The sequence below is a fragment of the Kitasatospora sp. MMS16-BH015 genome (genome assembly GCF_002943525.1).
GTDB lineage: Bacteria > Actinomycetota > Actinomycetes > Streptomycetales > Streptomycetaceae > Kitasatospora.
In genome coordinates this window covers 8,940,465-8,963,858 of sequence record NZ_CP025394.1, presented here as the reverse complement: position 1 = coordinate 8,963,858, position 23,394 = coordinate 8,940,465, and the positions used below count along the sequence as shown (strand labels likewise).

16 protein-coding genes and 4 pseudogenes are annotated in these 23,394 nt (G+C 73.3%); 7 read left to right on the top strand and 13 right to left on the bottom strand.

The genetic code is table 11. The features are described from left to right. A partial coding sequence (gene ubiG / locus CFP65_RS40355; RefSeq protein WP_104820521.1) for a bifunctional 2-polyprenyl-6-hydroxyphenol methylase/3-demethylubiquinol 3-O-methyltransferase UbiG occupies window positions 1-742 on the bottom strand: 742 nt, incomplete at its 3' end. Between ubiG and CFP65_RS41965 the strand changes: the two genes are divergently transcribed. From CFP65_RS41965 to CFP65_RS41735, 5 genes and pseudogenes are all read left to right on the top strand, one after another. Then, on the top strand, window positions 722-1,240 hold the full coding sequence (locus CFP65_RS41965; RefSeq protein WP_104820520.1) for a hypothetical protein: 519 nt from the start codon (window positions 722-724) through the stop codon (window positions 1,238-1,240). The genes ubiG and CFP65_RS41965 overlap by 21 nt on opposite strands. Before the next feature lie 172 nt (window positions 1,241-1,412). After that, window positions 1,413-2,696 carry an FAD-binding protein gene (locus CFP65_RS38565; RefSeq protein ID WP_104820519.1) on the top strand — a complete coding sequence of 428 codons (1,284 nt, stop codon included), beginning with the start codon at window positions 1,413-1,415 and terminating at the stop codon, window positions 2,694-2,696. A 163-nt stretch (window positions 2,697-2,859) separates the two neighbouring features. Beyond that, a complete protein-coding gene (locus tag CFP65_RS38560; protein WP_158702592.1) occupies window positions 2,860-3,906 on the top strand; it encodes a zeta toxin family protein in 1,047 nt (348 codons plus the stop codon). Further along, a pseudogene (locus tag CFP65_RS42710) lies at window positions 3,828-4,079 on the top strand (zeta toxin family protein); the annotation flags it as partial. The gene CFP65_RS38560 and the pseudogene CFP65_RS42710, both read left to right, overlap by 79 nt. 85 nt (window positions 4,080-4,164) lie before the next feature. Next, window positions 4,165-4,680: pseudogene (locus CFP65_RS41735) on the top strand (zeta toxin family protein); the annotation flags it as partial. Window positions 4,681-5,017: 337 nt separating this feature from the next. Here the strand turns inward: CFP65_RS41735 and CFP65_RS38545 are convergent. Continuing rightward, a complete protein-coding gene (locus CFP65_RS38545) occupies window positions 5,018-5,263 on the bottom strand; it encodes a hypothetical protein (protein ID WP_158701935.1) in 246 nt (81 codons plus the stop codon). Between the two features lie 873 nt (window positions 5,264-6,136). On the opposite strand from CFP65_RS38545, the gene CFP65_RS38540 reads away from it, so the two are divergent. Together CFP65_RS38540 and CFP65_RS38530 are read left to right on the top strand one after the other, a co-directional pair. Beyond that, entirely contained in the window at window positions 6,137-7,480 is a 1,344-nt protein-coding gene (locus CFP65_RS38540) for a TIM44-like domain-containing protein (protein WP_104814146.1), read from the top strand. Window positions 7,481-9,012: 1,532 nt separating this feature from the next. Further along, entirely contained in the window at window positions 9,013-12,342 is a 3,330-nt protein-coding gene (locus CFP65_RS38530) for a molybdopterin-dependent oxidoreductase (protein ID WP_254552792.1), read from the top strand. A gap of 1,221 nt (window positions 12,343-13,563) precedes the next feature. On the opposite strand, the gene CFP65_RS38525 is transcribed toward CFP65_RS38530, so the two are convergent. From CFP65_RS38525 to CFP65_RS38475, 11 genes and pseudogenes are all read right to left on the bottom strand, one after another. Beyond that, window positions 13,564-14,202 (bottom strand): hypothetical protein, encoded by a 639-nt coding sequence (locus CFP65_RS38525; RefSeq protein WP_174805610.1) that lies wholly within the window; start codon window positions 14,200-14,202, stop codon window positions 13,564-13,566. A gap of 843 nt (window positions 14,203-15,045) precedes the next feature. Further along, a pseudogene (locus CFP65_RS38515) lies at window positions 15,046-15,994 on the bottom strand (IS481 family transposase). 18 nt (window positions 15,995-16,012) lie between these two features. Beyond that, window positions 16,013-17,146, bottom strand: a complete 1,134-nt coding sequence (locus CFP65_RS38510) for an IS630 family transposase (RefSeq protein WP_104814759.1) — start codon at window positions 17,144-17,146, stop codon at window positions 16,013-16,015. Window positions 17,147-17,672: 526 nt separating this feature from the next. Further along, on the bottom strand, window positions 17,673-18,407 hold the full coding sequence (locus CFP65_RS38500) for an RNA polymerase sigma factor (protein WP_254552791.1): 735 nt from the start codon (window positions 18,405-18,407) through the stop codon (window positions 17,673-17,675). Next, window positions 18,404-18,568 (bottom strand): hypothetical protein, encoded by a 165-nt coding sequence (locus tag CFP65_RS39575; RefSeq protein ID WP_158702591.1) that lies wholly within the window; start codon window positions 18,566-18,568, stop codon window positions 18,404-18,406. The genes CFP65_RS38500 and CFP65_RS39575 overlap by 4 nt, the downstream gene beginning before the upstream one ends. A 93-nt stretch (window positions 18,569-18,661) precedes the next feature. Further along, a complete protein-coding gene (locus CFP65_RS39570) occupies window positions 18,662-18,994 on the bottom strand; it encodes an SOS response-associated peptidase family protein (protein WP_158702590.1) in 333 nt (110 codons plus the stop codon). Next, window positions 18,912-20,489 carry a serine/threonine-protein kinase gene (locus CFP65_RS38495; RefSeq protein WP_104820515.1) on the bottom strand — a complete coding sequence of 526 codons (1,578 nt, stop codon included), beginning with the start codon at window positions 20,487-20,489 and terminating at the stop codon, window positions 18,912-18,914. The genes CFP65_RS39570 and CFP65_RS38495 overlap by 83 nt, the downstream gene beginning before the upstream one ends. Window positions 20,490-20,820: 331 nt before the next feature. Continuing rightward, window positions 20,821-21,120 carry a DUF1905 domain-containing protein gene (locus CFP65_RS38490; protein WP_104820514.1) on the bottom strand — a complete coding sequence of 100 codons (300 nt, stop codon included), beginning with the start codon at window positions 21,118-21,120 and terminating at the stop codon, window positions 20,821-20,823. A gap of 179 nt (window positions 21,121-21,299) precedes the next feature. After that, window positions 21,300-21,648: pseudogene (locus CFP65_RS38485) on the bottom strand (NTP pyrophosphohydrolase). Between the two features lie 67 nt (window positions 21,649-21,715). Further along, entirely contained in the window at window positions 21,716-22,330 is a 615-nt protein-coding gene (gene thpR, locus CFP65_RS38480; RefSeq protein ID WP_104820513.1) for an RNA 2',3'-cyclic phosphodiesterase, read from the bottom strand. 82 nt (window positions 22,331-22,412) lie between these two features. Then, window positions 22,413-23,192, bottom strand: a complete 780-nt coding sequence (locus CFP65_RS38475) for a DUF6629 family protein (RefSeq protein ID WP_104820512.1) — start codon at window positions 23,190-23,192, stop codon at window positions 22,413-22,415. Window positions 23,193-23,394: the final 202 nt, after the last annotated feature.

The window sequence follows — 23,394 nt, the reverse complement described above, 5'->3', positions numbered from 1 at the left end:
CGGAGGTGGACCGGGTGCGGACCATGCGCACCTCGTCGAGCAGGCCGAGGGAGTAGCGGAGCATTTCCGCCAACTTCGGTCGCAGGCCGAGGAGTCGGAGTTCGACGCCGTTTTCGCGGGCGGTGTGGACGAGGCGTTCGCGGTTGACGAACAGCCGGTGGTCGTGGGTGCCGCGCGGCGGGCGTCCGGCGACGGGCAGGTTCTCGGCCACGGTGATGGAGACGAAGCGGGCGAGGGCGGTGTCGGCGATGGTGTCGACGACGAGCGTGCCGCCGGGGCGCAGCACCCGGCAGGCCTGCGCCACGACCGTGTAGGGGTCGGGGACGTGTTCCAGGCACTGGCCGGCGGTGACGACGTCGAAGGACTCGTCGTCGAAGGGCAGGTGGGTCACGTCGGCGCGGACGGTCTCGGCGAAGCCGTGGCGCAGCGCTTCGCGTAGTGACAGTTCGGAGAGGTCGACGCCGACCGTGTGGTATCCCTTGGCGGCCGCGTGGGGGCCGAACAGGCCGCCGCCGCAGGCGATGTCGAGGAGGCGGGCGCTCCCGTCGCGGGCTGGGGGGACGAACTGGGCGCGGGCGCGGGCGATCCAGCCCAGCGGGGCGAGGGCGCCGCGGGGGTCCCACCACTGGTCGGCGAGGCCGTCGTAGTCGGCGATGAAGTCCTTCCTGATGCCCGGGACGACGACGCCCCGGGCCCCGCCGAGGCCACCGACGCCGTGCCGGTGCCCGACTGCATCCTCCACAGCCACCAGGAGACCGCGACGGTCCTGCACCACCTGCTGGAGGAGGACACCCACGCCAACCTCTGGGTCGACCACGTCCTCGACGAGGAGCACTTCCCCGCGTTCGTCGAGAAGGTGCGGCGGGCGGCGGCCGTCCCGCCGCTGTCCGACACCCTGGTCGCCCTGTATTTCCTCGTCATCCGCCGCCCCGCAGGGGCCACCCCCTTCGTACTGGCCCCCGTCCTGGACGCCCCCGTGCAGTACCTCGTCGGCGTCTTCGCCGCCGCCCCCACCACCGACACCCCCGCCATCGCCGGGACCCGGCGCGTCCTGCGGGACCTGCTGGACGCCTGCGCCGACGCCGGCGGCCGCCCCTACCTCTACGGCACCCACGACCTCGACACCGGCCTGCTCCACCGCATCTACGGCGCCCCCGCCCTGGACCGCCTGCGGGAACTGCGCACCGAACTGGCCCTGACCCACTTCAACCGCCGCGCCTTCGGCGACTTGCGCCTGTAACCCCCGCCCGCCGACCGCTCGACGATCCCGACCCCGGCGGCGGTCACCCGCCACCCACCACCGCCCCGGTCCCGAACCCCGGACCGCCGGTCCCGAACCCCGGCCGCCGGCCCCACGGCACCCCGCCGGGGACCACCACGACCCCCTTGACCCCCACGAGAGGGCGACACCCGTGCAGACCCCGGACACCGACTTCGGCCGCTCGCTGCGCCTCGTCCCGCACACCGTCCGACGCGTCGGCCAGGACGGCACCCCGCAGGAGCTCATGCGCACCGCCGCCGCCTCCGGCCAGGACACCGCCGTCCGCGGCAACGGCCGCTCCTGCAACACCCAGACCCTCACCGCCGGCACCCTCCTGGACGACCGCCTCCCCCACCACGCCACCGCCACCGCCACCGAACCGCGCTTCGTCGACTCCCCCGCCGGAGAACACCTCGTCGAAGTCCCCACCGGCCTCACCTGGCTCGCACTGGAACACTGGCTGGCCGGCCACGGCCGCACCGTCCCGGTCCTGCCCGGCTACCTCGACCTCACCGTCGGCGGCACCCTGTCCATCGGCGGCTTCGGCCTCGGCTCCCTCCGCCACGGACTCCAGATCGACCAGGTCCACCGGATCGAACTCGTCGACGGCCACGGCCGCACCCACACCTGCTCCCGGCAGGAGAACCCCGAACTGTTCCGCCACGCCCTCGGCGGCCTCGGCCAGGTCGGCCACCTCACCACCGCCGTCCTGCGCACCACCGCCCGCCCCGCCCACACCCGCGTCACCCGCATCCCCCACACCGGCCTGGCCGACCTCACCGCCCACCTGCCCCGCGTCGCCGCCGACCCGAACGCCGCCGGCTACTTCGGCATGTGCGACCGCCAGAGCTGGTACTCCCAGATCTCCCTCACCCCCGAAGCCGACGAAAGCACCCTCACCACCCCCGTCCTCACCCTCCCCGACTACACCGACCTCCTGCACGGCGAAGTCGCCGGCCACCTCGCCCCGCTCCTCCACACCCCCACCCACGCCAACCTCTGGGCCGACTACGTCCTCGACGAAACCGGCCTGCCCGCCTTCACCGCCACGCTGGAACACCTGCTCGCCGACTCCGCCCTCGCCGAAAGCCTGATCAGCCTCTACTTCCTGATCGTGCGACGCCCCCGCCCCGCCACCCCCTTCGTCCTCGCCCCCGTCCTGGAGGCCCCCGTCCAGTACGGCATCGGGGTCTTCGCCTCCGCCCCCCTCACCGACACCCCCGCCATCACCGGCACCCGCCGCGCCCAGAACCGCCTCCTGCACGCCTGCGCCCGCACCGGCGGCCGCCCCTACCTCTACGGCGCCCACACCCTCACCCAGGACCTCCTCCACACCTTCTACGGCACCCCCGCCCTCACCCGCCTGGAAGAACTGCGCACCGAACTCGCCCTGACCCGCTTCAACCCACGCGCCTTCGGCGGCCCCCGCCCCTGACCCACCCACGACACCCCCGACAGAAACCCCTGACACGGCGCCACCACCGGCCGGTGCGACCGCAGGCGGCCGGCACGACCGCAGGCCGGCTCGCAGGAAAGCAGGTGCCCCGGCCGTGGATCACGCCCGACGAGACAGGGGTACCGGGCTCCTCCAGGCAGCCGTGTCCGACCGCCTCCTCGACGAGGTGACCGCCGCTGCCTTCACCTCCGTAGCCGTGGCGCAGGCGGCGCCGGCGGTGGTGGTGCCGGTGGCCGGGCAGCCCGGCGCCGGGACGACCACGGCCGCCGACCAGGTCCAGGCCGCGCTCGACACCCGTGGTGGCGCGGTGCGGGTGGCCGCCGACCTCTACAAGCCCTTCCACCCCCACGACGCCCGGCTGCTCGCCGAGGACCCGCGCACCGCCGGCGCCCGGGTACGTGCCGATGTCCGGGTACGTGCCGATGTCCGGGTACGTGCCGATGTCCGGCGGTGGCAGGCGGCGATGGAGCACCTGGTACGAACCCGACGGCTCGACGCCGTGGTGGAGACCGCGCTGTCCTGCCCGCACGAGCCGCGCGAGGACACGGCCGCCTACCGCCGGGCCGGACACCGGGTGGAGGTCGTGGTGGCGGCGACGGCGCCCGCGTGGAGCCGGCTCGGCCTGCTGGAACGCTTCCTCGGCGACGGCGACGGCGACGGCGAGGGCGCGGCGCGGTTCGTCTCCCGGGCCCACCACGACGCCTGCACCGCCAGGCTGGGGCACCCGCCGGCGGTGCCGGAGGCCGAGTACCCGGCCCAGCAGGTCAGCGTGGTGCGCCGCGGCCTCGACCCCCTCTACCCAACGAACTCCTCCCCGGTCCGGCATGGGACCGGCCCCCGCAGGCCGCCGCCGTCCTCACCGCCGAACACCGACGACGGTGGGACGCGACCGAGAGCACGCGCTTCCACCAGCGGCCCGCCGACGCCGGACTGCGCGTGCGCACCCGGCCGCTCACCCCCGGGCAACGCCCGACCCCCGACGCCTTGTCCGCCGACGCCTTGTCCGCCTCCGCCCGGCCGCCGGCCGAGCCGGTGCAACGCCTCGCCCAGTCCGATCCCCGACCGGGCCGCACGGACCGCCACCGCCTCGCCCCGAGCCACCACGCCCAGGTGTACCGGCGCATCGTCCTGCCCGCCCTCGGACAGATCGAGCCGAGCCGGTCCGGACAGCCGACGGCCGTGTTCGTGACCGGGCAGCCCGGTGCGGGCAAGACCGCCGCCGCCGAAGCCGCCCGCGCGGCGTTGCCGGGCTCCGTCCGGCTCCCCAACGGGGCATTCAAGGAAGCCTATCCCGACCACACCCCCCTGCTGAGCCTGAACCCGCGCACCGCCGCGACCACCATCCGCACGGCCCACACCCAGTGGGCCGGGCAGGCCGAGGACCTGGTCCGCGGGCGCGGCGCCGACACCGTCCCGGAAGGTCGCCCCCGGCAGGGCCGACACGGTCCCGACCCGAGCGGCGGCCTTCCGGGAGGCCGGGTACCGGGTCGAGTTCCGGGTGCTGGCCGTGCGCGCCGCCCACAGCCGCCAGGGCACCGCCCTGCGCTACGCCACCGCCCTGCGCCGGGGAACCCCGGCCCGCTTCACCACCGCCTCCGGACACGACACCTGCTATCGGGCGATTGCTGACGTCGTCGAAGCTGCCGAGCACCACCCGGCCGTCGACCGGCTGACCGTCACCGACCGGGACGGCAAGGCGCTGACGGCGGATCCGGTCACCGGCCAGGGTCCGGCCGCACTGCCGGCCGCCGGGCGGCTGCGCCCCTACACCTCCGCCGAGGCGCAGCGATTCCCGGCCCGGCAGCGGTTCCCGGCCGGGCGGCGGGAGCTGACAGCCGTGCTGCCGCAGCACCGGGTGGAGCTGGAGGAGAACACGGCGCCGGGTCGGCGGCTGACGCCCGGCCAAGGCTGCCCCGGGCGGGCAGGCAGGCCTCGGCGGGCCTTGCCCCGGGATACGGTTTGAGGGCCGCGACCGGCGGGCTGGTGGGTCCGGGGACGTCAGGCGCGCGCCAGGACGCCACCGGCCGGACCGCCCAGGCCGTGACCTCCGCTGGCCAAGCACGTCGCCTCGGCAGCCCCGCCTGGTGCCATCCATGCGGCTCATGGTCCACAGGCACGACGCCGGCACGGCACTCCCGAACCCACCAGCCGGCCCACCCGCCACCCGCCGCCCGCCCCGCCCGACGTCAGACGTCAGACGTCAGACGGGCAAACGACCCGCACCGCCAACACCACTTGCCGCCGCCGAACCCGCCACGACCCGCACCTCCCGCAACCCCCCTCACCGGACCCGACACCCGTCAGCGGGCGAGCGGACCGTGACGGCGCCGGCCTCCCGCCCACCGCGCCAGAGCCCCGGCCACCGCGACCAGCGTGGCCGCCCACAGCACACTGAAAACGATCAGCGCGAGCAGCGGAACCGGCTGAGCCGCGATCAGCGCCGTGCCGACCGACGCCGCCACCAGCACCACGAGCGCCATCCCCGAAACGTTCTGCAACCCCGCCACCAGACCCCTCACCGTCGGCCTGCCGTCCTCGTACGCCACCTCGACCACCTCCACACCCGAACACCCACCCGCAAAAGCCCCACCCCACCCCTGACCCCATTCTCCGACCGGCACACCACCACCGCCCCCCACCCGGCCCGGCACCCAGCACCCGGCACGAGGAACCACACCGGGCGAGGAACCACACCGGGCCGGGCAGCAGCACCCCCGGCCGGGCGAACAGGAACACCCCGGGACACCCGACGCCGGGCATAGACCGGACCCCGGGCGCAGACCCGGAGGTCCTCGCGCTGTCCGGGGCCGCGACGGCGACCGGCTGCCGGCTGCCGCTCAGCCGCGAGCCGACGCCGGCCCCGGAGCGCGCCACCCCGGGCACAGACCGGACGCAGAGACCACGCGCCGACGAGACCACCGCCGCCCGGCAGCGGGGAGGCGCCCCCCGACGGCCAGACCCGGCAGACAGGTCAGACGAACAGGTCAGACTCAGCGGCGCAGCAGGCAGGCCAGACTCGAGGCTCAGGCAGCTCGGGCTCGGCGGCAGCGCAGCAGGCAGGCCAGACTCGAGGCTCAGGCAGCTCAGGCTCGAGGCTCAGGCTCGGCGGCAGCGCAGCAGGCAGCGCAGCAGGCAGGCAGGCAGGCAGGCAGGCAGGCAGGCCAGACTCGAGGCTCAGGCAGCTCGGGCTCGGCGGCAGCGCAGCAGGCCGACGGCGGGCGGGGGCCTCGGCCGGGCCGGGGACCGGCCGTCGGCGGCGCCGGCACGCCGTCGGCTGCCGACCGCGGCGGTCCTGCCAGCCCTGCCCAGCCCAGGCGGGCGGGAAGCCTCGAAGCCCCGGCCGGACGGCTTGTAGGCTGCCCGGCAACAGTTCCAACTCTTGGGGGATGACCCGGGTGCGTGTCGGTCGGTTGACGGGTGTGGCCGCTGGAGTCCTCGCGCTGAGCGGCCCCACCGCCGCGTACGCCCGCGGCGGGGGCGGCAGCCACGGATTCAACGGAGGCGGCGGAGGCGGGGGCGGGGGCGGGGGCAGCCACGGCGGCGGAACCCACGGATGGACCGGCGGCGGGTTCGGCCACGGCTTCGGCGCAGGCTTCGGACTCGGCGCCGGCGGCCTCGCGGCACTGGCGGTCCTGGTCGCCGTCCTGCTCCTGATCTGGTGGCTGCGCTCCCGCCGCCGCAGAGCCGGACGCGCCGAAGGCCTGAACACCGCCTCCGACCGCACCGCGCACCGCGCCGACACCCAGGCCCGCGAACGCGCCACCCACATCCAGGCCCGCGTCGACGCACTCGCCGACACCGACCCCACCTTCGACCGCGCCGCGCTCGAGCACCGCATGGCGCAGCTCTACACGGATGCCCAGCGCGCCTGGACCGCTCACGACCAGGCCGCCCTGCACGACATCCTCTCCCCCGCCCTCTACACCAAGTGGACCGAGGAGCTCGACGACTACGCCTCCCGCGGCGAAACCAACATCGTGGAAATCCTCACCGGCCCCGACGTCGAACTCGTCAACGTCGCCAACCGCGCCGGCGAGACCAACGACACCGTCACCTTCCGCATCACCGCCACCCTCACCGACTACGTCCGCCGCGCCGACGGCACCCACGCCACCCGCAAGGACGACTCCACCCGCCCCGTCGAATACTGGACCCTCCGCAAAAACCAGGCCGGCACCTGGACCGTGTCCTCCGTCGAACAGGCCGCCGAAGGCGCCCACCACCTCACCGACGCCATCGAAACCGACGCCTGGGACCAGAAGGACATCGCCCGCCAAGCGACCCTCGAAACCGCCGCCAAAACCAGCGTCACCGCGGGCGTGAGCGACGTCCTGTCCCTCACCAACCTCTCCTGGACCACCGACGCCGACACCGCCGCCGCCGACCTCAGCGTCCTCGACCCCCGCTTCGACCGAGCCGTCCTCGAAGTCGCCATCGAACGGTTCCTCGAAGAGTGGATCATGAACGACGGCAGCCTCGACTTCACCTCCCACCGCACCCCCGACCGCACCGTCCTGCGCCACGCCCGCATCACCTCCGTCACCGTCCGCTCCCTCCTGACCCGCGACCCCGTCACCTTCCACGTCGCCGCCACCGCCCACGGCATCGCCTACACCGTCGACCGCCGCACCGAACAGGTCCTCACCGGCGACCCCCACCACCCCGCACCGATCACCCTCACCCTCGACCTCACCCTCAACCCCGACACCGGAACCTGGACCACCACCAACCCCACCCTCACCCCCACCCCCAACCCCGGCTGAGCCAGCTCGCACCCGCCCGACTGAGCCCGCCCGCACCAGAGGGCCACGGGATCCGGGAGGGGGCACGGCACACCCACAACCGGGGCATGCCGGCCCGGAAACCGCCGACCACGAGTCCGCGGCCGCCCCGGCCCGGACACCGGCACGGAGCACACGGCCGCCCCGGAAAGACCGCCGGGCACACGAGCGAGCGGACGGGGCCCCGGAAAGGCCCCGGGGCACACGAGGGAGTGGGCGCTCCGGCACCAAGAGGCCGCCGACACCGGCAGGGCCGCCACCGCAGGACACGATCACGCGGCAGCACACGACCACTGCCGCAGGCCAGGACCAGGCCAGGACCAGGCCGCAAGGCCGCACCCGACGGGCGTGCCCCCGCTCCGCGGTGACGACACCACCACAAACCGGTGACATCCCCACCACCCGTCAGCACCGGCCCCACCATCACCCGGCCACACCCCGGCGGCAGCCCGGCCACACCCAGGCCACACCCCGGCAGCAGCCCGGCGGCAGCCCGGCGGCCCCGGCATCGCGGACCCCACTCCACCCGGCCCCACCCCCACCCGGCAAAGCCACCACCAGCCCCCGCCACCGCCCTGCGGGACCTGCTCGCCACCCACATCGAAACGGACGACCACGTCGCAGACCGCCCGGATCCCAAAGGCCGGAGCCAGCCAAGGCAACCAGATCCTTTGCGACGCACCCAGCCCTGGCCTTCGCGTCGTCGATCCCCACCCGGCCACGACGAGACACCCCCGGCGGGCGAGTGCGCGGCCGAAGACCACGGCGCCCGACCGGGACAGAGAACCCGGCCCAGGCCAGGACACCCCCGGCCGCATCAGAGCCGCTCGGCAACGACCTCGACACCGGCCGCCAGCACCGCCGCGACCACCTGACGAGCCACCACCTCGTCACACACCGTCAGCACCGTCCCCGAACCGTCCCGCCGACACGGCAGACGACCACCACCGGCCTCCAGCAACCGCCAACGGTGACACCCAGTTGGTCCACAACGGCGCCAACCCCGCCACGGCCAGCGCCACCCGAACCGCCTCCACCGCCGCCCGGGCACGACGCCCCACCGAAACCACCGCGGCGGCCGCGCGCAGGACGACACCCCGCACACGACCCCCCGGGGGGGACCTCCAACTCCACCGGCCGGCCACCAGCGAGAGCCTCCCACACCTCCCCCACCGGACAACCGAACACAACCACGTCCCCAAGAACAACGGACACCACCCCCCCCGACCACCCAACCCCGACACGGTGACGATCGCGGAGGGCGGCCTGCACGGCTGCCAGGTCGGTGACCGCGTGGCCGAGGTCGAACTCGTCCGGAGCGGGCTGCCGCGCACACGTGAGGTTGCCGAACACCCCGGCGACGGCGAACAGGGCGGTTGCGCGGGGACATGGTCCCGGGCGGGAAAGGACTTGTGCCCGGTGCCGATGGGCTCCGGCTGTTGTCCTATGGACAAGGGGCTACCGGCGCGAGAGCCGCGCCTTGGGTCCTGGTGCGGAGGAGAGAGGCGATAGTGGTGCCGGTCGAGGAGAAGCGCGGATTCTGCACGCTGTGCAAGTCCCGGTGCGGCGCCGTCTACACGGTGACCGGCGGCCGGATCACCGGTGTGCGCCCCGACCCGGAGCACCCCAACGGCGCGGCGATGTGTCCGAAAGGACGGGCCGCGGCGGAGATCGCGCACAGCTCCCGGCGGCTGACGACGCCGCTGCGGCGGACCCGTCCGAAGTCCGCTCCGGCCCCGGGGTGGCAGCCCGTCTCCTGGGAGGAGGCGATGGCCGAGATCGCCGACCGGCTCCGGCGGATCGCGGCCGAGACGGGGCCGGAGTCGGTGGCGTTCGCGGTGGGCACCCCCAGCGGCACCGGCGTGGCGGACGCGACGGAGTGGATCGAGCGGCTCGTCCGCTCCTTCGGCAGCCCCAACACCGTGTACAGCGCGGAGATCTGCAACTGGCACAAGGACGTGGCGCACACCTACACCTTCGGCTGCGCACTCCCGCCGCCGGACTACGAGAGCACCGAACTGGTGCTGCTGTGGGGGTTCGACCCCGCCAAGACCTGGCTGTCGCAGTCCGCGCCGCTGGCTGCCGCCCATGCCCGCGGTGCGAAGGTCGCCGTGGTGGACCCGCGCAGGTCCACCAGCGCGCTGGGTGCCGAGCACTGGCTGCGGGTGCGGCCGGGCACCGACACCGCCCTCGCCCTGGCGCTGGCCCACCTGCTCATCGAGCAGGGCGCCTTCGACGCGGAGTTCGTCCGCGCGTGGACAAACGGGCCACTGCTGGTGCGCGGCGACACCGGCCGCTTCCTGCGCGCCGACGAGTTGGTGGACGGCGCCGACGGTTTCGTCGTGTGGGACACGGCGGTCGGCGGCCCGAGGGTGTACGACACCGCGCGGGCCGCCGACCGGCCCGAGGACTTCGCGCTGACCGGTGCGTTCGAGGTGGCGACCCCGGCGGGGAGCGTCGCGTGCGTGCCCGCGTTCCAGCACTACGCCGACGCGTGCGCCCGATGGCCCGCGGACCGGGCCGCGGCGACCACATGGATCCCCGAACGGGAGATCCGGGCACTGGCCGAGGAGATCGCCGCCGCCGGCCGGGCCGTGTCCTACTACTGCTGGTCCGGCGTCGCGCAGAGCACCAACGCCTCGCAGACCGAGCGTGCACTGGCCACGCTGTCGGCCCTCACCGGCTCGTTCGACGCCCCGGGCGGGAATCCGCCGGCCCCGGCCCCGCCCTACAACTCCGCCTCCGGCCTCGCCCACTACCCGCCGGGGCAACGCGAGAAGGCCCTGGGCCTCGACCGGTACCCGCTCGGCCCGCAGGCGTCCGGCTACGTGACGATGGCGGACGTGTCCCGGGCCATCGAGGAGGCCGACCCGTACCCCGTGCGGGCGCTGGTCGCGTTCGGCTCCAACCTCGTGGTCGCGCAGCCCGGCTCCGACCGCACGGCGCGGGCCCTACGCGCGCTGGACTTCCAGGTGCACCTGGACCTGTTCGAGACCCCGACCAGCTCCAGCGCCGACTTCCTGCTGCCGGTGAGCAGCCCCTACGAGCGCGAGGCACTGCGGTTCGGCTTCGAGTCCTCACGCCGCGCGCAGGAGCAGGTGCAGCTGCGACCGCGGACCGTCACGCCGCAGGGCCGCTGCCGCTCGGACCTGGAATTCGTGTTCGACCTCGGCTGCCGGCTCGGTCTGGGCGAGAAGTTCTTCGACGGTGACATCGAGGCGGCCTGGGACTGGCAGCTGGAACCCCTGGGCCTGACCACCCGCCAGCTGCGCGGCGCCCCGGGGGGCGTCCGCCTCCCGCAGGACGGCGGCCCGCACCGCTACGCCCGGGTGCAGGCGGACGGGACGGTCACCGGGTTCGCCACCACGACCCGGCGGGTGGAGCTGTACAGCGAGCTCCTGGCCGACCACGGCTACCCGCCGGTCCCCGAGCACCGCGCCCCAACGCCCACGAGCGCCGCCTACCCGTTGGTCCTGACCTGTGCGAAGCACCGCTCGTTCGTCCACAGCCAACACCGGTCGGTGGCCTCGCTGCGCCGCCGGGCCGCCGAACCCGGACTCGACCTGCACCCGCGGACCGCCGCCGCCCGCGGGATCGCGCCGGGCCAGGAGGTGCTGCTGTCCACCCCGCTGGGGACGATCCGGATGCGGGCCCGGGTGGACGATTCCCTCCATCCGGGAGTCGTGGCCGCCGAGTACGGCTGGTGGCAGTCCGCCCCGGACCTCGCGCTGCCCGCCGCCGCGCCGCTCTCGGCGGACGGCAGCAACTTCAACCGGCTCGTGGACTCCTCGGTGACCGACCCGCTCAGCGGCTCGACGCCGCTGCGTGAGGCGGTCTGCCAGGTACGAGCGGCTCCGGGGGACCTGTCATGGGCCGGCACCCGGCCGTTCACCGTGGCCGCCCTGGAGACCGACGGCGAAGGCGTCCGGACCATCCGGCTGGAGCCGGCCGACGGGACGGCGCCGCCTCCCTACCGGCCCGGCCAGCACATCGTCGTGGCCAGCCCGGACCTGCCCGGCCTCACCCGCACCTACTCCCTCACCGGCCCCGCCCGGGAACCGGACCGCAGCGGCTACACCATCGCCGTCCGCCACGACCCGGACGGCGCCTTCTCCACCCACGTCCACCAGCGCATGCGCGTCGGCGACCGGCTCGACGCGACCGCGCCGGCCGGGACCTTCACGATCCCCACCGACACCGACACCCCAGTGGTGATGTTCGCCGGCGGCATCGGCGTCACCCCCTTCATGAGCTACCTGGAGACCCTGGCCGCCGACGGCGGCACCGTGCCCGAGGTGGTCCTCCACTACGGCAACGCCACCGCGGCGACGACCGCGTTCCGCACCAGGCTCACTCGGCTGGCCGCCCGGATCCCCCGCCTGACCGTCCATCACCACCTCGGACCGATTCCCCTGGACGCCCTCGGCCCCACCCTCGTGGAGCGGCGCGCCCGCTTCTACCTGTGCGGCCCCGCACCCATGCTCCAAACCCTCACCCAGGGCCTGCACACCCTCGGCGTCCCCCCGTTCGAGGTCTTCACCGAGAAGTTGCTCGCCACCCGCCGCAACGTCCCTGTCCCCGACGACGCCGCGTTCACCGTCCGATTCGCCCGCACCGGCCTCGCAGCCACCTGGCACAGGGGCGACGGCACCCTGCTGGAGCTGGGCGAACGCCACGGCGTCACCATGCCGTCCGGCTGCCGCGCCGGCCAGTGCGAAAGCTGCGCCTGCACCGTCCTAGACGGGAAGGTGGCCCACCTGGTGGACCCCTCCGACGACCTGCCGGAGAGCGGGGCCCTCACCTGCCAGGCCGTCCCGGTCACCGACGTCGTCCTGGACGCGTAGCGCCGCACCCACTCCCGAGAAGCGAGGACTGCCGGGCCGGAGAAGGTCTGTGGCGGCCGGCCGGTCCGACCGACCAACCGCGAGGCGGACCACCGACTGCAGGCACCAGTCACGGTGAGTCAGCCCCGCGTGTTCATGCTCGAAAATGCCGAAGGCCACCAACCCCCCCCCCTTCTGCCCCGGCCCCTGCTGCGGCGAATGCCTGTCGAATATCGAGGGCCACCCTCCGATGCCGCGCCGGCCTTCGCCCTTCGGCTCCCGTACGGCTCCACGCGTCGCCGGCCGTGCAGGCCCCCGGTTTCAGGTACTCCTCGCGGTCGGGCGGCCGTCAGCCCTCGCTCGCGTCCCGAAGCCCGCGCCAGACCGGCGCCCGTGCCGGCGCTGCGACGTCCACTCCAGGTACTGGACCTCCCCGGCCAGCGCGGGACGCACCCAGAAGACCACGTCGCCGCCGTACGGGGCGGGGACCGCAGTGGTGAAGGGCGACACGTCGACGCGCAGGGTGCGCAGGGCCTGGGCGAGGGCACGGCGCCCGGCCTGGGTCGCGCAGCCCGGGGACGCCAGTCACCTGGTCGAGGGGGTGGTCGTCGTGATCACCGGATCGGGTGGGCAGCAGGTGCTCGGCCCGGTAGCGGACGACGTAGGGCTCGTTCAGCAGCCGGATGTCGAGCCGGCCGGGGACAGGGCGGACCTGGCGGATGCCGTTCGGGTGGGCGGACAGGCCGCCGATCTTGCAGACCGCCCGGTAGACGCCGGCCTCCAGCTCCATCTGCCGGGCCTGCGCGCCAGGGATGGACGAGGTGTCGGCGCCGGTCGAGGCCAGGGTGAGAAGGCTGCTGTGGGACTCGCCCGTGCAGCGGCGGCGCCCGGCCGAGACCAGCAGGCCGCTGTTGGCTGGGGAAGTCGGACTCATGAGGTGCGTTTCGCGTGCCGGCCCAGACCCCCGAACACCGGCACTGCGTCTCGGACGACATGGCTCAGCACGCCCTGCGACGCGGGCTTGTGACCGGTACTCGGCAGCGGGGCTCGGGGGAACCGTCGCTGCGCGGTCGGGCGCCCGCGGGGCCCGGAGCCCATTGAAGGAGCCGGCGGCATCGCCGTCAACGCGCCACACCCGGCCACGCCGGCGGAAGGCCGACGGCCGGGCGACGGGTACACGCGCGTTCAGCTTGCCGGGACAGCATCGGGAGTGCTGGCTACCGTGCTGAGCGTCCGGCCCCACTACCTGATGCCCTGCTCTACTGGGCTGACCATCATTGCCGGCGATGTCACCCCTGCTTCGCACACGCCGACCGACTCAGCGGCCTTGCGACGGCGGTAGTAGTGCACGGTCAGGATGCCGAGCAGCGGCCCCCAGGCAGCCAGCGGCCAGTACGCACCGTAGAAGATGACGTCCTGCCAGCCATGCGTGTTCGCCCCGGGGTTGAGGCCGCCGTCGACCCTGCGACCCATGCTGATCATGATCATCGAATACGGCCAGAGGAGCGTGTTCAACGTGGCGCCGAGGCCAGCCGGGATAACCGCGGCGACGATCGGCACCCGGCGGCCGCGCAACCACGGGATCCACCGGGGCCACACCTCGCCCCACGTGCACACGAGACCGACCGCCAGGAACGCCAATGCCTCACTGACCACGCTCAGCCCGATGACGTACCACCATTCGCCGCCGAACCAGTCCGGCGGCGGGCGCCCGTCGGTCGGGGCATCCATCAGCGGAACCCGGAAGTCGACGCTCAGGATCCGCCAGAGCCCGGCGGGCAGCACGGCCAGCGAGATCGCGTAGGCGACCCGCACCGCCCAAGGCGGCACTCCCGCCACTGTCCGGCCGTGCAGCCGCGCCAGAAATGAGCGAGCGGTCATCGCAGGTCCTCCTCGTCCGGACGCCCGAGCGACGCGGACGGTTTCTCCGTCAGCCCGCTCCCGTGGCGCACCTTGCTGGATCGATGATCGAGGAGAGCACTGGAGCGGCACATCCGCCCTGAGTGCGGAGCGGCTCCCCCTCACGGGGGAAGCCGCTCCGCACTTCGCGAAGGACCGGCGCCTCTGCAGTCGGCGCGGTCAGGTGACGTGATTTCTGGTGAACATCCGCAGCGCTCAAGATCACCAACTGCTTCCGAAACCGCTGCCCGATCGCTGTCACTTCACATGAACGAAGCCAACTGGGTCCGGTCGTGCGGTCCGGGCCGGGTAGGCCGATGGCACTCTGAGAAAGCCCGAGGAGGCCGCCACCAGCGAGGGGTGGCGGCCTCCTCGCTCTGCGCGGAGTGCCTGATCAGGGGGCCGGTCGATGGCCGGGACCGGCTGGCCCTTCCAGCGCAGCGGCTCGGTGAATTCGGGCGCTGGCGCCACCGCCCCCGCCCCCGCGTCCTGCGCAGCCGCCCCGACCTGGAGGCAGAGGACCTCACCCCGGCGGCGTCGGGATGGCCGCTCGGATGAGCGCCACCGTCTCCGCCGCGCTCAGGCGGCGGTTTGATCCACAGTTCCTGACGAGTTCACGGTCAAGCTCGGCCAGGTCGAACAAGCCGGCCGGAGATCTAGGCCAGGTGGCAGGCTCGCCAGCGGTTCTGACCCCACAAGGGCCAGAACCGCTTCAGGCAACTCCTAGACCCAGACTCCGCAGTACCAGGCGCCCCACGATGCAAGGGCGCATGCCCGGACGTGGTGGACACCGTCGAGGTAGTACATGGGCCTAGGTGTACCCGGTCATGAGGTTGGTGTCAGGCGGGTGATCGGGGGACGGCCGCCGAGCGCGGTGTGTCGGCGGCCAGTGTTGTAGAAGTCGAGCCATGGCGCGAATGCGGCCGCTCGCTGGTCGTTGCTGGTGAACACCTGGCGGTAGGCCCACTCGGTCTGCAGGGTGCGGTTGAAGCGTTCGACCTTGCCGTTGGTCCACGGGCAGTGCTGGCGGGTGAACTTCTGGCGGGCGCCCAGAGTCTGGCAGGCCGCTTGGAAGTCATGCGAGATGCGGTAGTTCTTGGCGTTGTCGGTCATGACCCGTTCGATACGGGTGATGCCGTGGGAGCGGAAGAACGCGGCCGCGCGGGTGAGGAAGCCCGCGCAGGTGATGCCCTTCTCGTCGGTGAGGATCTCGGCGTAGGCCAGGCGACTGTGGTCGTCGACAGCGGCGTGGACGTAGTCGTAGCCCAGGCCGCGCAGGACGCCCGGGCGCTCACCTCGTCCGTGGGCGCGGTGGCCGCCGCCGTCGGGGATCCTCCCGAGCTTCTTCACGTCGATGTGGATCATGTCGCCCGGCCCGGGCGTGTTCGTAACGCGCGGCGCTGGAGCGGGAGGCGCGGATGGCCTGTCCGGTCAGCGGGTCGCAGGCGGACAGAGGCGGCATGTGGTGGCGTCGCAGGATGCGGCTGACGGTGCGGGCCGGGACGCCCGTGTACTCGGCCAGCCCGTCCGGACCGCACCGCCGCTCCTGGCGGGCGGTCAGAACCTGCCGCTCGACAGGTGCGGGTGTGCGGCGAGGGCACCGATGGGGGCGGCTGGAGCGGTCGTGCAGGCCGGCCCAGCCCTCCTCCCGGTACCGGTTGACCCATCGGTGGGCGCACTGCCGGGAAACGCCCAGTTCCTTCGCGACGTGCGCGACCGGTCGGCTGTCGAGGACGACACGGCGTACGAGCAGGCATCTGCCGTGAAAGGTCAGCCGGGCATTAGTGCCGCATCAGGCAACGTTCGCCCTGGTGACGACTTTGCGTAGGCGCTCGTCCTGGGCGTGCTTGTTCCGCCAGATGATGTAGCGGCGGATCATGCTGCCCTGGGCTTTGTGGCTGGGGTGGTCGGTGCCGTCGAGGGCGAAGTAGCGCAGGGCGGTGAACTGGGCCTCGATCCGGTTGAGCCAGGAGCTGTTGGTCGGGGTATAGGCGATCTCCACGTTGTTCGCCGCCGCCCACGTCCCGACCCGCTGGCACCGCTTCGTCGTCAGGTGCGGCGAGTAGTTGTCGCAGACGATCGCGATCCGCACGTCCGCCGGGTGCAGCGAGCGCAGGTAGCGACAGAACTCCAGGAACCTCGACCGATTCTTCGTCTTCTTGACGTGCCCGTAGAGCTGATCCTTGGCGAGGTCGTAGGCGGCGAACAGATGCCGGACCCCGTGCGGGCGGGTGTAGGTCGCCCGCCGCCTCGGCCGCGGCTCGCGGTCAGGATCCTTGTGCCGGCCTCCGCGCTCGGCCCACTGCTTCCCGGGATGGGGCTGGAGGTTGAGCGGCCCGAACTCGTCCAGGCAGAACACGACTTCGGGCTCGCCATCCTCGGGTACGACCTCGCCGTCGGCGATAGCGTAGAGGTGCTCGACCCGAGCCTTCTTGGCCGCGTAGTCGGGATCGCGGGAGGTCTTCCAGGTCTTCACGCGTTGAAACGAGACGCCCTCCTCGCGGAGCAGGACCCGAAGGCCCTCGTGGCTGATGTCGTCGACCACCCCCTCTGCGACCAGGAAGTCGGCCAGCTTGGCCAGGCTCCAAGTCGAGAAGGGCAGGCCGTGCTCGGCCGGCTTCGACTTGGCGGTCTTCTTGATCTCGCGCCGCTCGGGCAGCGTGAACGTCCTCGGCCGTCCGCCCCGGTACTTCGGGTAGAGCGAGTCGAAGCCGTCGGCGTTGAAGTTGTGGATCACGTCGCGGACCCGGTCAGCGCTGGTGAACGTCACCTCCGCGATCTTCGCCACGGGCATGCGCTGGGCGGACAGCAGCACCATCTGGGCCCGGCGCCAGGTCACCACCGACCCGGTGCCCCGGCGGACGATCCGTAGCAGCCGTCTGCCCTCGTCGTCATCGATCTCACGAACCTGCACGCGTTCAGCCACGTGATCATTCTGACCGCCCGGTGCCGCCCGACGCAGCAACCAGACGACACATCGACGGGGCGAACGTTGCCGGATACGGCATTAGCGTGGGGCACCAGGACCTCCGAGGTGAGTGAAGACGGCAAACTCCACTACGCCCGGAGGTTCCTGTTTGATCAACTACCGATCGGCCCTGTCACCAACGTGTCGGCCGAGTACACCTAGTCCAGCCCAGACTTCCCGACCTGGACCTCCCCTACGACGGCAAGGCCGCCACCAGCGCCTCCCAGCTCGACATCGACCACGTCGTCCCGCTCGCCAACGCCTATCGCAGCGGGGCCGACCCTGGACCACCGCTCAGCGCCGCGCCTTCGCCAACGACCTCGTGCACGGCATCAGACCCTCGATGCGATCCGTCCGGGTGGCGAGGCCATCGCCCCGCCCACTCAGCCCATTCAGGCGTCGTGTCCCGGCCGGTGAGCGGTGCGGAGTGGGCCACGGTAGACGCCTTCGCCGGAGTGGCTATGAGGCCCTGCTCCATTGACTTTCAGCGCGCCCGGTGGCGCCCCTGCCGGGAGCCGCGCCACCGGCCGCACCAGGCGTCCCATGTCCGGCTCGCCAAGGCAGCGACCCGAGCACGAACAGAACCGCCGGCCGGCCGCCGCCAGATGCTGCGAATGCAGCTCCATCGGCGGCCGTCGAAGACGCTGCCGACGACCACGTTGGCGTCGTTCCCGTTGACGGTGACGACGATGTGGGACCGCGCATTGAGAGCATGGACACGGGCCGTGGCCGGGCAGCACCCGAGCTGCTCGGCGATCTCGTTGAAGCTCCACTCCTCGAGGTAGCGCAGGTACGCGACTTCTTGACGGCGCTTCTGGGGCATCAGCTGGATGAGCTCGGTGATTTCCCGTGCGGCGACGAGGTCCTCGGTGCTGACGGAGGCAGCGATGGTGGTCCAGCCGACGATCCCCTGCCCGGCGCGGTCCGCCGGATCGCCGTCGGCTCGCAGGGCGGCTGCCGGGATGCAGCGGTAGAGGCGCCGCCGGGCCACGGTGTAGAGCCAGGCGCGGGGCACCTCGATGCCGCCCCACACACGCAAGGCCTGCTCGAAGGTGTCCTGGACCAGCGCCTCGACGTCGACGTCCTGCTCGGACAACTGCCAGGCCGCAGCCCGCCGACGGACCGACAGGACCAGCGGCCGGTAATAGAGCCCGTAGGCCGTCTCGAACGCCATCGTGGCCGTGGCGCCGCACTCGGTACAGCAGTTCTGCTCGGTCACTGAGCGCCGCCAGCGGGCTTGTCGTCCTGGACCCGCGCGGCGGCCTGGGCCCGGGTCAGCTCGGCGCGGGCGCGCAGCAGCAGGCTCTGGGCGAGGATGTCGGCGACCTTCAGCACTGCGGGCGCGGTGCCGAGCAGCATCAGGGTCACGGGGTCCATCATGGCGGTGTACCTTCCAGTCCGTCCCGCCATCGGCGGATCCCGGTCGGGACACCTTGGCGGCTACCAGTTGGTGGCGGGGACGGGCACTTGCGTTTAGCGACCAATCCAAGATTCTTTCGAGCGTCGGGCCTTTCCCCAATGGGAAGCGCACGGAATCCGGGTATGCAGCAGGCCGCGCAGCTCTGCGGGGTCCGCGAGGTCGGAGTCGGGCCAGGTGTCCACCTGGTCCGGATGGAGCGTGACCGGCATGCGGTCGTCGCCCCGTCCGACGGCGTCCACCACCTCGGTGGTGAGAATGGTGCAGGTGACCGGCCAGCCCGCCGGCCGCCGACAGCGGCCGGCGTCAGCTCTTGGCGAGGTCGCCGCTGAAGGTGTCGACGGCCAGGTGGAGGCTGCCGTCGATGTTGCGGGTGTAGACCTGGTCATGGGGGTTGGCCACGCAGCCGCTGAGGATGCTCATCGGGCGGGTCTTGAGGACCAGGCGGTCGGTGGCGACCGAGATCAGATCGGCGGTGGCGTCGCAGTAGGCGGTACCGGGGCCGGTGTTGTTGCGGATGGCGGCGACCGCCTCACCCTTGCGGCCCTGGCTGATGGTGATGCTGAAGTCCGCCGTGCCGATCAGCTGCGGACTGCCGAGTCGGCCCTGCCAGGTGCCCAGGAAGGCGGCCGGTACCGAATCCGCGGCGGCCGTGACAGGTGCTGAGGGAGCGGGGCCGAGCGTGGAGCTGAGGCCCGCGACGGTCGGGGAGGTCCGCGGTGCGCCGTTGGAGGAGCCGTCCGGGCGGGTGCCCAGGTAGACGGCGGTACCGGCGACCACCGCCGCGAGGGCGACGGCCAGCACCACCGTGCTCCGCGCTGGTCCGGGACGGCCCGCAGCGGCGGTGGCGGCAGCCGGTGGCGTCCGGCTCTGCGACGCAGGACCGTACCCCTGGGCCGGGGCGGCCGTCACCGTCGGGACGTACGACAGGGACGGCGACGGCGGGACGGTGCCTGGCCGGGCCGCTGCCTCGGCGTCGAGGTCGAGCAGTTCGACCGCCAACCGGGCCAGCGAGCCGGCGATCACGGGCGGCAGCCAGTCGTGCTCGTCCAGCCGCGTCGCCGCCGCCGGCTCCCCCGCGGTCAGGAGTTCGCGCAGCCGCTGCGGGGTCGGCCGCTCGGCCGGATCCTTGGCCAGGCACGCGGCTATGGTGTCGCACAACTGCCGGTCCAGTCCGTCGAGGCCGTCGAGGTCGGGCTGCTCGTGGACGACCCGGTACAGCAGGACGGGCGTGCTCTGCGCCGCGCCGAACGGTGCGCGGCCGGTGGCGGCGCAAGCGAGCACCGCGCCGAGCGAGAACACATCGGCGGCCGGGTCGGCGCGGCGGCCCGCGGCCTGTTCCGGGGAGAGGTAGCCGGGCGAGCCGACCACGAAGCCGGACTGCGTGAGGGCAGTCGCGTCCAACGCCCGGGCGATGCCGAAGTCGATCAGCCGGGGGCCGTCCAGGGCCAGCAGAACGTTCGACGGTTTGACGTCCCGGTGGACGAGGCCGCGGCCGTGCAGCACCGCGAGCGCCTCGGCGAGGCCGATGCCGAGCGACCGTACGGCGCTGGCCGGCAAGGGCCCGAAGTCCCGCAGAGCAGCAGCCAGTGAGGGCCCGGCCACGTAACCGGTGGCCACCCAGGGCTGTTCGCCCTCGGTGTCGGCGTCCAGCACCGGGGCGGTCCAGCGCACACCCACCTGCCGCGCCGCCGCCACCTCCTGCCGGAAGCGCACCCGGAATTCGGGGTCCGCCGCGTACTGGGCATGCACCGTCTTCACAGCCACCGTGCGGCCGCCGACGGTCCGGCCCAGATAGACCCGGCCCATCCCGCCCGCACCGAGCCTGCGCAGAAGCCGGTACTCACCGATCCACTGCGGATCCCCGGACTCCAGTGCCTCCACGACACTCCCCTCTCGCCCTCGCCCCTCGCGCCGGAACCACCAGACGGGTCCTCGCCGGTGCGCCCGTCGCCTACCGGTGCGCGGGAGAGGCCTCCCGACGGCCGGACCGACTCGGCGTCAGCATAGAGGGGTGTGCCCGACCGCCAGGCCGCACCCGGCGGCAGCCCGCCGCGCCCGGGCGCCGCGCCGGGCCGGAAGTCACGCTGGCTCGGCGTGACGCCGGCATCCACAACGGCATCGATCTGCGCCCGGAACTCCGTCTCGACCTCGTCGGCTCCGTACCCGCCCCTGTCCAAGGCCGGTGACAGCCGGTCCCGAGAATCCGCCGGGGCTACCGGGGCTGCTGGAGGCTGACGGTCAGTTCGACGCTCACCTGATCGCCCGCCAGCAGGCCCTGCGGCCTGCGGACGGCGTTCTTGAGCGGCAGCAGGTAGCCGCCGTCCTTCGGGAAGAGCGAGGTCGTGAACGTGATGTCACCGATCCGGGCCTCCACCGGGATCACGCCCCAGCCGTAGCTGGCCGCCCGGGCCACCAGCGCGATGTCGGCGCACTGGGCCGCCGGCACCGGCACGAAGAAGTACGGCGCCGGACCACGCCACTCCACGACCTGCCCGGCGAAAGCGAGATCCACGGCAGCAGTCCGTTCTTCGAGGGGGTCGATGTCGGCCAGCGTACCGATCTCCGGGGGCGGGGGCGGGGGCGGGGAACGGGAGCGGACCCGTCCTCGGCCGGACGGTCAGGGCGTACCGCCACCTGGGCGTGGGGCCGTGCCGGTGACCACTCGACCGGACGGCTCGGCCCCGAGACGGGTCATGGGGCCCGGTATCGGAGAAGAGCCTCACGAGCGTCAGGGACGAATGTCTGGCTGCGAGCCAGATCCGCCAGTTCGGCGTCCGTCAGCCAGGCATGCCAGGCGACCCCCGACGGGTCGGGCCGGACCTCCTCGGCGATGACGACCTCGTGCAGCCCCAACCAATACGGGCTGATCACGCCCTCGCACAGGAACTTGAACACGAACCGGGGACGAGCATCCACCCATCGGGGTCGCGGCACACGATCGTCGCTAGCCGGTGAAGCCAGCTCGGCTGATCGCCTCGCCCCTGTCCACCCCACCGATGACCCGGTCGTGCTCGTCGACCCGCTCCACACGTTCACTCACCTGAGACACGACGGCAGACCTACCGACAACCACCCTCGCGTCAGCCGGCCCGGTGCGGGCGTCGTGGTCAGCCGGGGGCGGCGGTGTCGCCGTCGGACGGCTGCGGGACGGTCAGCGGCCAGGATTCGATGTCGCGGTAGTGGATCGGTCCCGGGCCGCGGCCCACGTTGCTGCCGACCAGGTGGAGGCGGTCGGCCCACCAGAGCCGGCCGGTGAAAGGGCCGAGGTCGGCGGCGGCTTCGGGGACGCTGGTGGTGTCGTCGCGGCGGGCGCGGGCCAGGGTCAGGTGGGGGCGCAGCGGGCGTTCGCGGAAGTCGATGCCGCAGGAGCGGACCAGGTCGCGGACGGCGGTGGCGAGGAGGTGGAGGCCGTCGAGGTCGCCGTTGATGCCGCTCCACAGCAGGCGCTGGTCGAAGTGGCCGCCGCCGAGCAGGCGCAGCCGGAGGGCGGGGCGGGTCGGGGCCTGGTCGGCCAGGGCGGCGCGCAGCGGGGGGACGGCGGCGGTGGGGAGTTCGCCGAGGAAGGCGAGGGTGATGTGCCAGTCCTCGATGCGGTTCCACCGCAGGTGGGGGTAGGCGGTGTAGGCGGGTTGCAGGGCCCGGGCCAGTTCGTCCTTCGCCTCGTCGGGCGGGGCGAGCGCTATGAAGACGCGCCGGGTCGGGGGCTCGGGGTGAGGGTCCACGGAGGATTTCTAGCATCTGGGCCGCTGGCGGGGCACGGTGCCGTCCCGGGCACGCGGAGAGGCGGGGATGGCGGCTGGCTGGTCAGGGGAGGGGGCGGCGGACCCAGCGGAGGAGGATCAGTGCCGCGAGGGCGCTGAGTGCGCACCAGGTGGAGACGAACGCCAGCCGGTAGAGGGTGAGGCAGAGTGCCGCGCCCAGGCCGACCAGGGCGCCCAGCAGGCGGAGCACCCAGTCGGCGGCGCAGAGCAGTGCTCCGACCGTGGTCAGCAGGTAGCCCGCCGCCAGGGCTGCGGCCGCGTACGGGAGGCCGACGCCGTAGCGCAGGGTGTGGCCGTGCGGCTCGACGGTGACCGGGCGGGTCGCCAGTGCGATCGCCAGCAGGACGCAGACGGCGGCGCCCAGGAGCGCCAGCCCGGCCCGGACCCGCCGCCCGAGCCGGACTCGCCGGCCGGCCCGGATCCGCCGACCGAGCCGGTCGCGGTCCCAGTCGCGGTCCCAGTCGCGGTCACGGTCACGGTCGCGGTCACGGTCGGCGGACCGGGTGCGCGGAGCAGCCGCGAGGCGCTCGGCGGCGGGCCCGGTGCGGGCCGGCGGGCCCGCGCTGCACCAGACGCCCGCCGAGACCAGCAGCGGCAGCACCGGCAGCGCGATCACCGCCCACGCCGTGACCGCCCACCCCGCCCCGGCCGGGCGGTCGACGCCCCACCAGACCAGCGCCTCGATCAGCTGGTGCACGCCCAGGAGCAGCGGCAGGGCCGCCAGCGGCACGTCCCGGGCCCGCTGTACCCCCGCCAGGCACCACACCCCGAGCCCCGCGACCACCGTCCCCGCCACCAGATCGGCCTCGGCGCTCCAGCACACCCCGTACCTCCCACGGCTCGCTCCTACGCCCCTCCCCCGGCGATCATCACCCGGCCGGCCCGACGCGGCGGCCGCCACACCGAGGCGGCAGGTCAGGTCCACCCGACGGCGGCGTTCGATGCCGGGGGAGGCGTTCCGGTGCCGGGGGCGGGCGAAGAGCGCGAGTAGGGTCGGACCCGGAGCGGGAGCGGCGAGCCGGTGA